Consider the following 15,901-nt stretch of genomic DNA (forward strand, 5'->3'; position numbering starts at 1 on the left):
GGATTTTCAATAAGGGTACTAAGTTTTCTCTATCGCCATTAGCTCTTCCACTAACTCCCGCAGTGGCTTAGGTTTGCCAATGATGTATCCCTGAGCATAATCTACGCCCAACTCCATAAGTTGTTCAATGATGTGGGTATTCTCGACAAATTCAGCAACCGTTTTTTTGCCCATCTGACGCGCCAAATCATTGATCGAACGCACCATTAGGTGGTCCATTTCATTCACATCGATATCTCGAACAAATATTCCGTCAATCTTGACGATATCGACGGGTAGCTTCTTCAGATATCCGAATGACGATAGACCTGAGCCAAAGTCATCGAGAGCGATTTGGCAACCCAAAGCTTTTAACTGCGTAAAAAACTCTATCGCTTGATTCATATTACTCATGGCGGCGGTTTCGGTGATCTCTAAGCAGATTTTGTCGCAAGGCACATCTGATTGCGTCAGTTTATCCAGCAAGAAAGCGATAAACTCTTTGTTGCCCATTGAGTGACCAGAAAGATTGATCGCACAGGTACTGAGTTCCTTGAGTGCTTCAGGGTGCGCTGACAGCCAATCTAGTGCTTGTGTCACAACCTGTTTATCAAGAAGGTGAGCAATATTGTATCGCTCTGATGCCGGCATGAAGATGCCTGGAGAGATATACTCCCCATCGGCGTTTTTAATTCGAATTAGAATTTCGAAATGCATGCCCTGCTCTTCACCTGTTAAATCAAGTATTCGCTGGGCAAACAGTTCGATGCGCTGGTTCGCCAACGCTTCATGAACCAGATTGACGCTCTCCATTTCCTGCTCCCGACGACGCAATTCCTTATCGTCGAGACAGTACATGCTGTAGCGATTCCTGCCCTCTTCTTTGGCAACGTGACAGGCTGTATCCGCTTGAGCATGGACCATTTGCGGAGAAGACGCTGTATGGTCAATTAAGCGAATACCAATAGAACAGTTGAGATTAAGACGGATATCTTCCCAAACAAAGGCATGCTCACTGAGAGTGGTAATAATAGTGTCGGCTACTTTCTTAACATCTAGTTCTGTGCAATCCCTTAGCAAGATAGCAAACTCATCTCCTCCCATACGAGCCAAGATGCTGTTGTATGGTAATACCTCTTCCAACATGCTGGCACAAAACTGAATTGCAGCGTCACCAGCCTCATGTCCAGCAGTGTCATTGAGAACTTTGAGCTGATCGAGATCGATGTACAGCATGGCATGAGTGCGGGTATAACTTGCTACTTCACTCAGAGCCTTCTCTAGTTCTCTCTCAAAATAGTTACGGCTGTAGGTTCCAGTAAGCAAATCATGCTGCGCTTGATACTGAAGCTGTTCTGACAATGTGCGCGTTTCAGTTACATCTTCCCCGACAATCAGAATGTGTCCAGATTCAACCAAGGGTCTAATATTTTCCCTAACCCAGACGGTATGACCGTCGGCATGTCGATATTCGATATCACGTCGCCACACGCCCTTTATCGCCTGCTTAGGTTGCAATAATACTTGTCTAGGAATGAGTTCATCCTGATTAAAATAGAATTCTCTTAGACGATGACCCAAAATCTGATCCGACTTATAACCAAGCAGTTGTTCGGCAAATTGGTTAACTTGTTGAACACGATTCTGCTCATCCAACGTCAACATCATTACTGGTTGCTGATCATAGTAGTGACTTAGATTCGCTTCTCGTTGATAAAGACGTTCTTCGGTGATTTTCCTTGTCGTTATATCACGAGCTTCAAGTAAAAATTGTTTGCCTCCTTGGGGAGAAGGAATAGGTTTAAGCGCGACTTCCAAAACCATAGAACCATGTTCAGCATGCCAAATCTCAGCTTCAAACTGCGCAACAGAGTCATTGGATGTTTGCCTGAAAAACTGCTGTAACTGCTTTGCTGCCTCAACTTCCCAATGTCGGTGCTGCCAAATAGGTCTATCGACACTAAAGTCCTGATGGTATAGAAGCTCCTGAAGCTTACTATTGCTCGATGTAATGCAACCGTCAGCGTCTAAAACACCGATAAAATGATAACTTTGGTCAAACACCATTTCGATCAATGTCTGACTCTCTTTTGCCATCTGTTCACTGCGTTTTATGCGACTCAAATAGTAAATCAGCACCATGATGACGATGGATAGGAAGGCAGTCAGACTGCCGACCACTTTAAGTTCTTTGGCATACCTATCGGTAAAGTTCTGCGGTTTATTGAACAGTGAAGAGTCCGATTCACCTTCGGCTCCCAAACCCCATTTCATCATCGCTTGGTAGTCAAGCTTGATGTCAGGAGTACCCAATTTGACGCTTGGCAAAGGCTCAGCAGGGTTATTTAAGGCGCCAACTAAAAGGTTGGCCGCTTGTTGTCCATGCAGAAAGCCACTTTGAACCACGCCCCCAACGGCACCATAGCCCAGTGCAAGATCGTGCACCATATAAATTGGCGCTTTTGATACCTCATTAAGTCGTTTCCATTTGTCGTGCTCTGCGACAAGTCGGCCGTCAATCTCACGATCATATATCGAGAAGAGAATGCTATCTCGGCGATTTAACTTAGACACATGTTCAAGAAGCTGCTCATAAGTGTCTGGAATGTAGGAAACAATTCGATCTCGATAATGGGGGTAATTAGCAAGAAACATCCCAACCTGTTTTCGAATCCCAGCGCCGCTGACCGAGTGATCACTAACGATATGAATAAGCTTTACTTGTGGTTGAATTCGCTCGATGAGAGAGATGTTGCTATAGATGTCGATATCTTCAGCAATCCCTGTCGCATTTAGGTTCTCATGGAGATTCGGGGTGTAGTTGTTGATACCACCAAAAATAACCGGTATATCGCCTAATTCGCTGGCTAGTCGATTCATTAATGCTAATGCGTTGTTATCACTAACAATGATCGCTCTAAATGTCTCTTGTTCGAATTTGGTTTTGTACAGTTGGTACAAACGTTCAAAGTAAGTATCACTTTGTATACGCTTGATATCGAGGTAGAGAACCCGTATTGGGATGCTAGAGTCCTTCAATTGGCTGTCTAAACCACTTTGAAAAGCGTCAGTCCAAAAAAAGCCCTGGTGGTATGAATGCACAACCAGCACGTCTTGATCATGCGCTTGGGAAAACGAACTCAAAATTATCGCTAGAAGGAATAGACAAAAACGCACTAAAATGTGTCTCAGAACCAAAAAATTATATCTACTATTGTATCACCACTGGTGATGGTTTGTACTAAGGTCGTAACATTTACGTGAATTACAAGGGGTTACATGCAGGCTAACAACATCAAACTGGATGATCTAGATAAGGCAATCCTAAAAACCCTTATGGAAGATGCACGTACTCCTTATGCGGAAATGGCCAAGCAGTTTGAAGTAAGCCCTGCAACCATTCACGTGCGTATCGAGAAGATGAAATCGGCTGATATCATACAAGGAACCGAAGTAATCGTTGATACCAAAAAGTTGGGGTATGACGTGTGTTGTTTTATCGGTATCAATCTTAATGCAGCTCGAGATTATCACTCCGCACTTGAAAAACTGAATGCGTTAGAAGAAGTGGTTGAAGCGTACTACACCACAGGTGCCTACAACATTTTCGTAAAATTAATGTGCCGCTCTATTGAAGAGTTGCAGTATGTTCTGATTGATAAGCTACAAGCCATTGATGAAGTTCAATCTACCGAGACTTTGATCTCGCTACAAAACCCAATCAATCGAAACGTTAACCCATAAAAAAACTCGCCGAAGCGAGTTTTATCAATTTTTGATCTTATTACTTTGAGGCAAGGTAACTTTTAAGGTCTTCAACAGAAATACCTTGATCTGCAATCTGTTTAGCCAGTGATTCGACCTGCTCACCTTTGCGTGATTCAATCACCTGTTGAAACTGGTACACCATATCTCGAAGAATAGGAAGCGGAACCTGTTTCGCCGCACTACGGATGCGCTCGCCACTTTGGTTGCCCAATTCACTCAACAATTTACCAAACATTATTTTTTCTGGAGAATCTTCCAATTGTTCCAGAACTCGAGCCATCTCATAGGTTGTCATTGACATCGTAGCGATTTATCCACACATACCGATATAAAGAAGCACAAATATACAACGTTTCATTTAATTATCAAAGCGCATCTCGTAAGATTACGCCACCGCATGGTGCCAGTAACGGCCTGTTCTAGACCATAGAACAGCAAGTGCAGGTGTGACAATAAGCATTAAGGTTGCGATCATAATTTGTGGTTCCATACCTAGGCGCTGTACGGTACCGACGACTAAACCCGAACCACTCATTTGAAAAAGCCCCAGCAGTGCTGCTGCTGTACCCGCTTTATCGCCAAATGGGGCAAGCGCTTTACCAGCGGCCGCGCCAAGAATCCATGCAAAACCAATCGAAGACATAAAGATTGGTAGCATAAACGCCATCGCTGTCGTTTGACCTTGCAGAAGCATCATCACCACACCAGCAATTGCCAAAGTTACAATGCCGACAGTCAGTGCCATATGCGTTCCAAATCTATCCATAAATTTTGGTGCACTCATACACGCCACAATATTGATTGCCGCATTAATACCAAACCACATGGTGAACTCATTCATACTAAGGCCAAGATTCTCCATCAGTACTACGGGTGCCGATGTTACATAGCCGAGAATGACCGCCATCGCTAACATACACAGAGTTGCGTGAAACAAGAATGACGGTGTACGCACAACATCAAGATAGCGATTGAGTTTGAATACCGGCTCTTTATTCATTTGAGGGTTCGTCTCTTTTAACCCAATCCATAGCATCACCAATACGACTGCCGCAAAGCCGGCCATAAAGCTAAAATTCGATCGCCAACCAAACTGCTGTGTTAACCAACTACCGAGTATTGGGGCAAGCGCAGGGATAAAGCAGATTGCACCATTTAAGTAACTAATCATTTTGCCACTTTTTTGTGGACCAAAGATGTCGCGAACTGTTGCAAAGGCTGCTACCGATGTCGCACACGCGCCTAAGCCTTGTAGCAAACGAGAGACCAGCATCCACTCGATATTTTGAGCGCTCCACGCCAATAAAGCACTGACCGCATAGATGCTTACTCCTCCCAATGCAACAGTTCGACGTCCTAGTTTGTCCGCTAAAGGACCTGCAAATAGCTGACCGACGCCCATAGCAAACAAGAACCAAGTAATCGTATCTTGCGCTAACGCATGTTCCACGTGGAACGTTGACGAAATTAATGGCAGTGCAGGCAGATAAATATCAATAGCCAAGGGGCTAAACAGAACAAGCAATGTAAGAAGCATTAGCTGTTGCTTGGTTGGGTTGGTTGAAGTTGCCGTCTGCACTTGTATCTCCGCTGCGCATGATGAAATTGCCTTTATAGTAGGCTAAACTAGATATGCCTGCTAATGACGTATTGTCATCAAAGTTATTCCTCCTGAGAATTTCTAATGAATATAGAGAAACTTGCTCGTCTTGATCTGAATTTACTGGTCTGTTTACGTGTTTTAATTGAAGAACTTAACGTTACTCGCGCAGCACACCGATTGTGTCTTAGCCAATCTGCTGTCAGTAAGAATCTTGCCAAGCTTAGGGCACAGTTTGATGACCCTCTGTTCGTGCGTCACGCCCATGGCCTAAAACCAACACCTAAAGCGCTGTTTCTTAAACCCAAACTTGAGATACTAATAAATCAATTAGAACAGCTAACACAACCTGAAGAGTTTTCGCCTAGCTCGAGTGATTATCGCTACCAGATTGCCGCTGTCGAAAGTGTTTACCCACTGATCTTACCCCACTTCCTTCCCCAGATATTTAACCGTGCACCGGGCGTCACTATCAGTACTCATGCTTGGTCTGACGATACATTTCGCCAAATACAGCGGGGAGAAATTGACTTAGGCATTACAGGGAAAGATATCGACATCAATGATGCAAAACTCACTATGCTGCCACCTAGCGATATTTGCGAGCAGGAAATATACCGTGATAACCAAATGTGTTTAGTCCGAAAAGAACATCCTGCTCTGGGGCAAGTTTGGAATCTCGATAACTTTTTGGCTCAGCGCCACGTTCAAGTTCGCTGTGATGGCAACGAAAGATGGTTACTCGACTATCGATTAGCCGACATCGGCAAAGAGCGCGATATCGCGATTACCGTACCTGACTTTAACAGTGCGGCAAGCTTATGTTCTTACACAGACTTCGTATTTACCGCACCGAGTCATTTTGTAAAACTAGCCTCAAAGCAGCTCGACTTGACTGTCCTACCTTTACCGATGGAGTTTCCTCCAATGGCATATACGCTGTTCTGGCACCGTGATAGAGAAAATGACCCTGCATTATCTTGGCTACGACAAATCATTCGGGATAAAACCACTGCTCTTAGATAATTTGCAGGCTGACGGTAAAAAGAGTAGCTTATTCTCATCGTCCAACTGCACGCTTAAACGTTGACACGGACAACTAGACAATAATGAAGGATTACCACAGATGCTTATGACTACAGAACAGCGTTTGGCTGCTATTCGCGATTGGCTCGCACAGAATAATTTAGACGCCCTGCTTGTCCCACATGAAGACGAATACCTTGGCGAATACGTCCCCGTTCACAATGAGCGTCTCCACTGGCTGACTGGATTTACAGGTTCTGCCGGTGTTGCTGTCATTACTCAACACAATGCCGCTATTTTTGTTGATGGTCGCTACACGGTTCAAGTAACTAAACAGGTCCCATCAACGTTGTTCGAATATCGCCATTTAATTGAAGAGCCTGCTCTTGATTGGATCCTCGAACATCTTGAAACAGGATGTTCAGTCGCGATCGACCCACGTATGCATAACTCAGCTTGGTTAGATTCAGCTCAAGCAAAACTTGCAGGAAAGCTGGAGCTTAATATTTTGCAAAGCAACCCGATTGACCAGTTGTGGCATGATCGTCCTGCCCCCGTCATTTCGGATGTAAGACTGATGGCGACAGAAGCTGTTGGTCAATCTAGTGAGAGTAAGCGTCAAGAGATCGCACATTTGGTTGCAAAGGCAGGAGGTCACTCCGCTGTGATAACCGCATTGGACTCAATTTGCTGGTTATTGAACTTACGTGGTCTTGATGTCTCACGCTTGCCTGTTTTGCTATCTCACGCGATTCTCCATGACGATGCGAGTGTCGAATTCTTCCTTGACCCAGCACGTCTGCCTAGCAACTTCTCTGAACACGTTGGTAATGGTGTAACCGTCCATCACCCAGATTCACTCAAGGCACAGATCGAAGCGCTTGCGGGTAAAAAAGTGCTACTCGATCCAGCGACCAGCAATGCTTGGTTCAAACTGGTTCTGCAAAATAGCGGTGCGTCAGTCATCAATGCTGCCGATCCTTGTCTAATGCCTAAAGCATCGAAGAACGACGTCGAAATTTCAGGCATGAAAGCTTGCCACGTTAGAGATGGCGTTGCGATGTGTAAGTTCTTGAGTTGGCTAGATTCAGAAGTAGCGACGGGAAATCTTCACAATGAGGCGGTACTGTCTGACAAACTTGAGCAATTTAGAAAACAAGACCCGACACTGATGGATCTTAGCTTTGACACTATTTCCGCAGCCGGCAGCAATGCCGCAATGTGTCACTACAACCATGAGAATCAACCCGAGCCTGGAGTACTTCAACTAGACAGTCTTTACTTGGTTGATTCTGGCGGTCAATATCTAGATGGCACCACAGACATCACGCGTACCATTGCTATCGGAAAACCTAGCGACGAAATGATTAAGCAGTTCACGCTTGCATTAAAAGGTCACATTGGTGTCGCTCGCGCTCGTTTCCCTAAAGGTACTCGAGGATACCAGATTGATACTCTAGCTCGTCAGCACTTATGGGCCGAAGGCTACGACTATGACCATGGTACCGGACACGGCGTGGGGCATTTCCTCAGTGTTCATGAAGGACCCGCTAGCATATCTAAAAAGCAAATTGATGTGCCTCTAACTCAAGGTATGGTTTTGTCTAATGAGCCAGGTTACTACCGCGCTGATGCATTCGGTATCCGAATTGAGAACCTAGAGCTTGTTGTCGAAACACCGACTAAAGGCGACTTCCCTGTACTCAGCTTTGAGTCGCTAACACGTTGCCCAATTGATATCAGAAACATCAATATTGATATGCTGACACGTCCAGAACTCGCGTGGCTAAACGACTACCACCAAAAAGTGTGGGATGATATCAGCCCACTGGTCGAAGGTGATGTCAAAGAGTGGCTAAAGAACGCGACTCAGCCTCTTACCCATTCATAGAGTAAGTTCTTATACTTATAAAAAAGGCTCTCCGACCAGAGAGCCTATTATTATTCATCAATTCTATGTCGATGTTTCACGTGAAACACTCTAACCAGAATATGCACAATGCCAATCTCGCCACACCGGATCTAAACCTTTCGACCTAATCATTGCTTCAATTAAATCCGCGCCTCTCTCATCACTGATCTCAAACTGTTCAAGCTCCGCGTCATTTGAAGCGTATCCCCCAGGCTGAGTTTTTGACGCCGCTGACATACTCGTAATACCTAGTGATAAAACATTGTCTCTAAACTGAGGTGACTCTCTGGTAGAAAGTGACAACTCAACTTCTGGATTGAGCAATCGATATGCGCAAATAAGCTGGACTAACTGTTTATCGCTCATAACAGATTTCGGTACAACGGAGCTTTCTCCCCCCTCACATGGTCGCAGCCGAGGAAAAGAAATTGAGTAACGTGATTGCCAATACGTCCGTTCGAGATAGTCGAGATGTGCTGCAACGTAAAAACAATCAGTGCGCCACTCATCCAAACCAATTAGAGCTCCGATACCAATTTTGTCGATACCAGCCTTAGCTAATCTATCTGGCGTATCCAACCTAAAGTCAAAATCCATTTTATTGCCACGCAAATGATGTTTGGCATAAGTGGAAGCGTTATAAGTTTCCTGATAGACCATGACCGCATCCAAACCGAGCGTTTTAAGCTCTGCGTATTGATGCTCCTGTAATGGCTGAACCTCCATAGCTAAGTAGTTAAAGCGCTGCTTTATTAGTGGAACCATCTCCCTAAAGTAGTTCATGCCTACCTTAGTCTCATGCTCACCAGTTACCAGCAGCACATTGTCAAACTTCATACGCTTAATCGCCTCGACTTCTGCCTCGATTTCTGGCTTATTCAATGTGCGACGTTTAATGCGATTCTCCATAGAAAATCCACAATAGGTACAAGCGTTGGCACATAAGTTTGAAAGATAGAGCGGTATATAGAGCGACATCGTGTTACCAAAGCGTGTACGTGTCGCTGAATATGACAGTTGGGCCATTTGCTCAAGATAGGGCTCTGCTGCTGGAGAGATTAGCGCTTTAAAATCTTCCAAGTCTCGCCGGCTCTTAGCCAAAGCATTCTCAACGTCTTTGGCGGTTTTGGCATAGATCGACATCGAAATATCATGCCAATTGTATTTTTTGTACTGTTCAACAAAACTCATTCGCTCTCCTCACTGCTGTTTACGACAGTTGATCGAGAAATGATGTGAGAGGACTAGATGCAATCGCATGGTTTGCTTTTCCTGCGAGTCCTGCTTCAAATGCCATGCGACCAGATTCGACGGCTAATTTGAATGCTATCGCCATCTCTACAGGATGAGTAGATGCCGCCATCGCTGTGTTGACAAGCACGGCATCTGCACCCATTTCCATCGCGAGTGCAGCATGAGATGGCGCACCAATACCAGCATCGACAACAACCGGGACATTCGCTTGGTCAATAATGATCTCGAGAAAGTCGCGCGACACAACACCTTTGTTGCTGCCGATTGGCGCTCCAAGAGGCATAACAGCAGCGCACCCTACTTCCTCTAAGCGCTTACATAACACCGGATCAGCATGGCAATAAGGTAGAACGATAAAACCATCTTTAACCAGTTGTTCTGCTGCAAGCAGCGTCTCTATTGGGTCTGGCATTAGGTACTTAGGATCAGGATGGATTTCCAACTTAAGCCAGTTGGTTGCTAACGCTTCCCTCGCTAAATGAGCTGCGAAGATTGCGTCCTTTGCGGTTTTTGCACCAGAGGTGTTCGGAAGTAAGTTAACACCTGCATTGATAAGTGGCTGCAAGATATTATCTTGCTTATCGTTAACATCAACACGCTTAAGAGCCATAGTGGCTAACTCAGAGCCAGATGCCTCAATGGCTTTTACCATCAACTCACTATTGGCGAACTTCCCTGTTCCGGTAAACAGACGAGAGTTAAATTGTTTGTCGGCAATTTTAAGCATTGATTCAGCCCCCTGCTATAGCTTGAAATAGAGAGATGCTGTCTCCCTCAATGAGAATGGTATTGCTCCAGTCACTGCGTGGCACAACCTGATTATTGATCGCAAATACGTACCCAGAATCCGTAATGGCAAACTGGGTCACTATGTTTTCTAGGTTACAGCCAAAAGGTACAAGCTGTGGAATTGAATTGATCTCAATGGTTATCGTCGAACTACTGGTACTATCTAGCGAATCAGACGACACCGAAACTTTATTTGATGTACTCATATTTGCACCTCTGGAAATTTAGTCTGACTTAACGACCCACAAGCAGAACATTGACTATCTCTGTTTATCGATAAGGTTTGCCAAGCAAGCTTTAACCCATCAAATAGATGTAAGGTAGCGGGCTGAAAGTGAAACTTGCCGGTAACTAAAAGCTGAATTGCCGCGATGGCTTGATAGTTACCCATTGTGCCAACTACAGGACCCAGCACTCCGCTATCGCTGCATCTAACCGGATGTGTTAGCTCATCGAACGGGAACAAACAGCGATAACAGCCATTTTCGGAGTCGGAATTACGATAATCGAATACGGAAAACTGACCTTTCCATCCTATTGCCGCGGCCGTGATCAGAGGTTTGCGCTGTTCAATACAAGCTTGATTGGTCATCTGTCGAGTCGTCATGTTGTCGCTACAATCCAAAACGACATCAGCAAGCATGACCTCGAGACTCAATTGCCGACTATCTAGTCGTCTATTGATCGCCCTAATAGCAACGTTAGAATTCAACGCTCTAATTTGCGTTTGAGTCGCAATGACCTTTGGTCTATTGACGTCCTGCTCCCGATATATGACTTGACGATGCAAGTTACTCGGATCAACCACATCATCATCAACAATTACTATCTTTCCTACCCCTGCGCCGGATAGGTATAGACTCGCAGCACTACCTAATCCACCACAACCGATGATTAATACGTGTGCTTCTGATAACGCCAGCTGCCCTAGTTCAGCAAACTCAGGTAAGGCGATTTGGCGCTGATATCTAACAAATTCTTCATCACTTAGCATGTGTAAGTTCCTCTGAATTGTTTTTGTCTCGAACGCAGTGCTTACTCATTACTTGTTGAAAAAACTCTATAGCCTGCTCTATTGAGTCAGCTTCAGTGATTGCTCTGACTACCGCGAGACTGGAAACCCCACACTGCCAAACTTGATGCGCATTTGTTTGATCAATACCACCAATCGCTACGGTAGGAAGTCCTTGGTTCCCACGATAAGGAATTGTATCGATCAATTGCTGGTATAGAGCCAATCGAACCAATCCTTGTGGTAATGAAGGCATTTGCTTTGTGGTTGTTGGGAATATATGCCCTAAGGCGATGTAACTCGGATAAATCTGCGCTATACGTAGCAACTCATAATATCCATGTGTCGACAGCCCAAGACATACTCCGGCTTCTCTCAGTAGATCGAGGTTGGACTGCTCTATATCTTCTTGTCCAAGATGAACACCAAAGGCACCGTGCTTTATCGCCAGCTGCCAATAGTCATTGATAAACACCTGAGCGTGGTACTGGCGACCAAGCGCTACAGCTCTTTCTATTTGCTGCTCTAAATCATGCCGATGTGGATCTTTAATTCGCAGCTGAATCGTCTTCACGCCTAACTCAAGTAAACGCTCAATCCATTCAACACTGTTAACAACTGGATATAGCCCCAACGCTAACTTCGATAACGATAGAAAAGATAAGGCTTGATTTGCAGTCGACCAATCCACATCAATACCAAGTCGTGATTCATTTAAAACAGGTACAGGAAAATGAGCATAGGAACTTGGCCATGTTTTGTTGAACCCCAATCTTGGATTGGAAAGTGTTTCACGTGAAACATCATCACAGGAAGCCAACATTGCTCGGGCTAATGTCAGTGCATCTTCAATAGGAAAGTCCAGAGCAAGTAGTGTCACCACCCACACAAAATGCGCTTTGGGACGAAACAAGAGCGAAGGCGTAGCGGAAAGTGCTCGCACCTCCCCTGTGTCTGGATGTCTCCAGATATCGAACTGCGACAGAATGCAACTTACATCGCCTTGCTCAGCATCTTCTACATCGATAAAAATAGAATTCTTGGGTTGCTCTAGGTATCTCTCAATATCAATCGAACCATGATAGTAAAGCACGTAATCTAGAAGCACTTGACCATCATGCTTAGATATTAAGTCTGTACTGATGCGAGTGATATGTTGGTCGCGAACAAGTTGGAAATGTAGAGTTGAGCTAACGCCCAACTCAATACACTCGATATCAAATCCTTGTTCTCTAGCCAACAACAGACATTGCTGAACATTCCCCGTCATTGCAATACATGACGCAGGTATAAGGATTCTCATCACTACTCGGCTACCTCGGGCTGAACAGCAGGATGGTACAACTCTGAACCTGTAGAACGAAATTCTGCCGATTTTTGACGCATTCCTTCCAGCGGGTCATCGAGCATTTTTATCGATATAGCTTGATCTGCTGCCACCTGTTCGGTGTCTTTAGCATACTCACGAACTTCCTGTGAGATCTTCATGGAACAGAACTTTGGACCACACATTGAACAGAAATGGGCAACTTTGCCCGACTCTTGTGGCAGAGTCTCATCGTGGAAAGCACGCGCCGTATCTGGGTCTAGCGCTAGGTTAAATTGATCCTCCCAACGAAACTCAAAGCGAGCTTTTGACAAAGCATTATCACGAACTTGGGCACCAGGATGCCCTTTCGCTAAATCTGCCGCATGTGCAGCAAGCTTGTAGGTAATCATCCCCGTTTTAACGTCTTCTTTGTTAGGCAAACCAAGATGCTCTTTTGGCGTCACATAACAAAGCATTGCGCAGCCATACCAACCTATCATCGCAGATCCAATACCAGAGGTAATATGGTCGTAGCCTGGAGCAATATCAGTTGTGAGCGGACCAAGTGTATAAAAAGGGGCTTCATGACAGTGTTCTAGCTGCTGATCCATATTCTCTTTGATCATATGCATTGGGACATGGCCTGGCCCCTCAATAATGACCTGAACATCGTATTCCCAAGCTATCTTGGTGAGTTCACCAATCGTGCGTAGCTCAGCAAACTGAGCTTCATCATTAGCATCAGCAACTGAGCCTGGGCGAAGACCATCACCTAACGATAGTGCGACATCATACTTCGCGCAGATCTCGCATATCTCTCTAAAGTTCGTGTAGAGGAAGCTTTCTTGATGATGAGCTAGACACCATTTGGCAATAATGGAACCGCCCCGCGAAACGATACCTGTTACTCGTTTGGCCGTCATTGGCACATATCGAAGAAGAAGTCCGGCATGAATAGTAAAGTAATCAACACCTTGCTCCGCTTGTTCGATTAGCGTATCACGCATCACCTCCCAGTTAAGGTTTTCGGCAATACCGTTCACTTTTTCAAGAGCCTGATACATAGGAACCGTACCAATTGGCACTGGACTGTTACGCAATATCCACTCTCGTGTTTCGTGTATATTGCGCCCTGTTGAGAGATCCATAACCGTATCGCCCCCCCAACGAGTGGCCCACACCAACTTCTCAACCTCCTCCTCGATAGACGATGTAACCGATGAATTGCCGATATTAGCGTTGACCTTAACTAGAAAGTTTCGGCCAATAATCATAGGTTCAGACTCTGGATGGTTGATGTTAGATGGGATTATTGCGCGTCCATGAGCAACTTCATTACGAACAAACTCAGCGGTAATGTCTTTGGGCAAGTTGGCACCGAAACTTTGACCAGGATGTTGTTGATTAAGCACTTCATCACGATACTTGGCGCGTCCCATATTCTCGCGCAAAGCGATGTACTCCATCTCAGGAGTAATTAATCCTTTACGGGCGTAGTGCAGTTGAGTCACACGGTGACCGGCTTTAGCGCGTCGAATTCTTGGTAGATTCCCGTAACGAAGGTCATCTAACGTTTCGTCTGCCAATCGCTGCTTAGTGTAAATCGAACTGACATCATCAAGAATTTCAGTATCGCTACGCTCTTCAATCCAAGTTTCTCTCAGCTTAGGTAGTCCGTTATACAGATCTATTTTGTGGTTTGGATCGGTATAGACACCGGAAGTGTCATAGACGCGTACAGATTCATTAGGCTCAAAGATAGGGGATTCTTTAGTGCCACCGATTAGACTATCAGACAGCGTGATTTCTCGCATAGGGACCTGAATGTCAGGACGAGTGCCCTCTACGTACACTTTTTGTGAATTAGGATACGGTTGAACAGACAACGTATCGATGAATTGTTTAGCTTCCAGTCTCGCTTGTTTGCGACTCGACATAGCATTTTTCCTTGCTTGTTATTCTAGATAAAAAGATTTTGGATAAAAATGCTTGGCGGAAAGATGCGACAAGAGGTATCGAAAACAGTGCTAAAAGTATGACTGTTTACAGAATCGATATTTGATATTAACCAGTTTGATACTGGTTAAGGTATCTTCTCTTGTTCCCTTCGCAGATACTAATCTGATCAGGTTCAACGGATCCCGAATTAACGGTCTCAGCCTTATGGCACTCCGACAAGTAAAGCGAGTATATAAAATCGGCTTGGTTAAACCAAGCCGACCTGTACAAAAATTGTTAAAAAAGTGGACAAAAAAAACTACGAACTTTTGACCAGTAGATGAAATCCTACCCAAGCAGCAGAGATACTCAACGCGACATTGAGCAATACGTTCAGTCCCATCTTGAAAAATGCGCCTTGCTGCATGAGTAAAACGTTATCCATCGAAAAGGTAGAAAACGTAGTCAAGGCACCTAGGAAGCCAAGACCGATAATCTGTCTCCATGGCTCTGGTGCAAGAAGCTCATTCTCAAACGCTGCAATCAGCAAGCCCATTATAAAAGAACCCACCACATTAACAGCTAGCGTACCGTATGGAAAGCCTCGACCAAACAGCATGATACATAACTCAGATATCAAATAACGCGAACAAGCACCAAAGGCACCACCCACTGCGATAAAACCAAGAATAGAAAGCTGACCCATAACTCCCCCAAAAACTATTTTCTGGTTGATATTGTATCGATCATCGATAAATAATCGACCAAAATTCATAGCATCTTACATCAAACAAAGTTTGAAATTTAAAAGGTTACAGGTGTCACTTAACTTCAATATGTCCCATCAAACCCGTTTTCATATGCTCGATAACGTGGCAGAGGTACATCCAGCGTCCAGGATTATCCGCAACGAAAGCCGCCTTCGCACTTACATTTTTACCAAGCAACACGGTGTCAGTATGGAAAGGGATATCAACTCTCTTTCCGTCTAACTCTAGAACTGTAAATGTATAACCGTGTATATGGATGGGATGATGGTACTGGGTGACATTCTTGAGATTAAAGATATAAGTTTTACCCAGCTCAAGCTTCACTAATACCAATCTAAGTAAAAATATGGTCTAATTGAGGCTGTCATTTCTACACGAGAATGCCATGGATAGCTTCGACAACATCGACTTTAAAAAACTCGCTAGTCAGCAGAAGTCTATACAAATGAAGATGCGTTTACTTGCTCTAGCACACTTTAAAGAAGGGCGGTCTCGAACACAGATTGCCAAATACCTGAAGGTAAGCCGCACTAGCGTGAACAAG

14 protein-coding genes, 1 pseudogene and 1 riboswitch are annotated in these 15,901 nt (G+C 44.7%); of the genes and pseudogenes, 4 read left to right on the forward strand and 11 right to left on the reverse strand.

Going from position 1 to position 15,901, the window contains the following annotated elements; genetic code table 11:
* Positions 1-18 precede the first annotated feature (18 nt).
* Positions 19-3,156, reverse strand: a complete 3,138-nt coding sequence (locus QTN95_RS13240) for an EAL domain-containing protein (RefSeq protein WP_331417788.1) — start codon at positions 3,154-3,156, stop codon at positions 19-21.
* Positions 3,157-3,258: 102 nt separating this feature from the next.
* Here QTN95_RS13240 and asnC point away from each other — a divergent pair, with 102 nt between their 5' ends.
* The gene (gene asnC, locus QTN95_RS13245; protein ID WP_138973682.1) at positions 3,259-3,723 is read left to right on the forward strand and encodes a transcriptional regulator AsnC; all 465 of its coding nucleotides are present in this window, start codon (positions 3,259-3,261) and stop codon (positions 3,721-3,723) included.
* Positions 3,724-3,763: 40 nt separating this feature from the next.
* Here asnC and tsrA read toward each other — a convergent pair whose 3' ends face one another.
* Positions 3,764-4,048, reverse strand: coding sequence for an H-NS-like global regulator TsrA (gene tsrA / locus QTN95_RS13250; RefSeq protein ID WP_138973681.1), 285 nt, complete (start codon positions 4,046-4,048; stop codon positions 3,764-3,766).
* A gap of 84 nt (positions 4,049-4,132) precedes the next feature.
* Positions 4,133-5,326, reverse strand: a complete 1,194-nt coding sequence (locus tag QTN95_RS13255; protein WP_331417789.1) for a multidrug effflux MFS transporter — start codon at positions 5,324-5,326, stop codon at positions 4,133-4,135.
* A gap of 105 nt (positions 5,327-5,431) precedes the next feature.
* Between QTN95_RS13255 and QTN95_RS13260 the strand changes: the two genes are divergently transcribed.
* Complete coding sequence (locus tag QTN95_RS13260; RefSeq protein WP_138973679.1) at positions 5,432-6,373, forward strand: LysR substrate-binding domain-containing protein; 942 nt, start codon at positions 5,432-5,434, stop codon at positions 6,371-6,373.
* A 100-nt stretch (positions 6,374-6,473) separates the two neighbouring features.
* The gene (locus QTN95_RS13265) at positions 6,474-8,264 is read left to right on the forward strand and encodes an aminopeptidase P family protein (protein ID WP_331417790.1); all 1,791 of its coding nucleotides are present in this window, start codon (positions 6,474-6,476) and stop codon (positions 8,262-8,264) included.
* A gap of 90 nt (positions 8,265-8,354) precedes the next feature.
* Here QTN95_RS13265 and thiH read toward each other — a convergent pair whose 3' ends face one another.
* The 8 genes and pseudogenes from thiH to QTN95_RS13305 form a co-directional block, all read right to left on the reverse strand.
* Entirely contained in the window at positions 8,355-9,476 is a 1,122-nt protein-coding gene (gene thiH / locus QTN95_RS13270) for a 2-iminoacetate synthase ThiH (RefSeq protein ID WP_331417791.1), read from the reverse strand.
* A 19-nt stretch (positions 9,477-9,495) separates the two neighbouring features.
* The gene (locus tag QTN95_RS13275) at positions 9,496-10,266 is read right to left on the reverse strand and encodes a thiazole synthase (protein ID WP_331417792.1); all 771 of its coding nucleotides are present in this window, start codon (positions 10,264-10,266) and stop codon (positions 9,496-9,498) included.
* Between the two features lie 4 nt (positions 10,267-10,270).
* The gene (gene thiS / locus QTN95_RS13280; protein WP_138973675.1) at positions 10,271-10,534 is read right to left on the reverse strand and encodes a sulfur carrier protein ThiS; all 264 of its coding nucleotides are present in this window, start codon (positions 10,532-10,534) and stop codon (positions 10,271-10,273) included.
* Positions 10,531-11,322 carry a HesA/MoeB/ThiF family protein gene (locus tag QTN95_RS13285; protein ID WP_331417793.1) on the reverse strand — a complete coding sequence of 264 codons (792 nt, stop codon included), beginning with the start codon at positions 11,320-11,322 and terminating at the stop codon, positions 10,531-10,533. Before QTN95_RS13285 ends, thiS begins: the two co-directional genes overlap by 4 nt.
* On the reverse strand, positions 11,312-12,646 hold the full coding sequence (locus QTN95_RS13290; protein WP_331417794.1) for a thiamine phosphate synthase: 1,335 nt from the start codon (positions 12,644-12,646) through the stop codon (positions 11,312-11,314). Before QTN95_RS13290 ends, QTN95_RS13285 begins: the two co-directional genes overlap by 11 nt.
* A complete protein-coding gene (gene thiC, locus QTN95_RS13295) occupies positions 12,646-14,586 on the reverse strand; it encodes a phosphomethylpyrimidine synthase ThiC (RefSeq protein WP_331417795.1) in 1,941 nt (646 codons plus the stop codon). The genes QTN95_RS13290 and thiC overlap by 1 nt, the downstream gene beginning before the upstream one ends.
* Before the next feature lie 148 nt (positions 14,587-14,734).
* Positions 14,735-14,833, reverse strand: a riboswitch (TPP riboswitch).
* Between the two features lie 73 nt (positions 14,834-14,906).
* On the reverse strand, positions 14,907-15,293 hold the full coding sequence (crcB, locus tag QTN95_RS13300) for a fluoride efflux transporter CrcB (RefSeq protein ID WP_331417796.1): 387 nt from the start codon (positions 15,291-15,293) through the stop codon (positions 14,907-14,909).
* Positions 15,294-15,408: 115 nt separating this feature from the next.
* A pseudogene (locus tag QTN95_RS13305) lies at positions 15,409-15,684 on the reverse strand (multicopper oxidase domain-containing protein); the annotation flags it as partial.
* 124 nt (positions 15,685-15,808) lie between these two features.
* Here QTN95_RS13305 and QTN95_RS21275 point away from each other — a divergent pair.
* Positions 15,809-15,901, forward strand: a 93-nt coding sequence (locus QTN95_RS21275; protein ID WP_443088871.1) for a helix-turn-helix domain-containing protein, incomplete at its 3' end; no start/stop codon positions are given.

This window comes from Vibrio sp. M260112, from assembly GCF_036533775.1.
Lineage (GTDB): Bacteria > Pseudomonadota > Gammaproteobacteria > Enterobacterales > Vibrionaceae > Vibrio.

Bases quoted from the DNA above. Each gene is read 5' to 3' on its own strand.
- asnC (WP_138973682.1), top strand. From the start codon at position 3,259: ATGCAGGCTAACAACATCAAACTGGATGATCTAGATAAGGCAATCCTA.
- QTN95_RS13265 (WP_331417790.1), top strand. From the start codon at position 6,474: ATGCTTATGACTACAGAACAGCGTTTGGCTGCTATTCGCGATTGGCTC.
- tsrA (WP_138973681.1), bottom strand. From the start codon at position 4,048: ATGTCAATGACAACCTATGAGATGGCTCGAGTTCTGGAACAATTGGAA.
- QTN95_RS13275 (WP_331417792.1), bottom strand. From the start codon at position 10,266: ATGCTTAAAATTGCCGACAAACAATTTAACTCTCGTCTGTTTACCGGA.
- crcB (WP_331417796.1), bottom strand. From the start codon at position 15,293: ATGGGTCAGCTTTCTATTCTTGGTTTTATCGCAGTGGGTGGTGCCTTT.
- thiC (WP_331417795.1), bottom strand. From the start codon at position 14,586: ATGTCGAGTCGCAAACAAGCGAGACTGGAAGCTAAACAATTCATCGAT.
- QTN95_RS13285 (WP_331417793.1), bottom strand. From the start codon at position 11,322: ATGCTAAGTGATGAAGAATTTGTTAGATATCAGCGCCAAATCGCCTTA.
- QTN95_RS13260 (WP_138973679.1), top strand. From the start codon at position 5,432: ATGAATATAGAGAAACTTGCTCGTCTTGATCTGAATTTACTGGTCTGT.
- thiS (WP_138973675.1), bottom strand. From the start codon at position 10,534: ATGAGTACATCAAATAAAGTTTCGGTGTCGTCTGATTCGCTAGATAGT.
- thiH (WP_331417791.1), bottom strand. From the start codon at position 9,476: ATGAGTTTTGTTGAACAGTACAAAAAATACAATTGGCATGATATTTCG.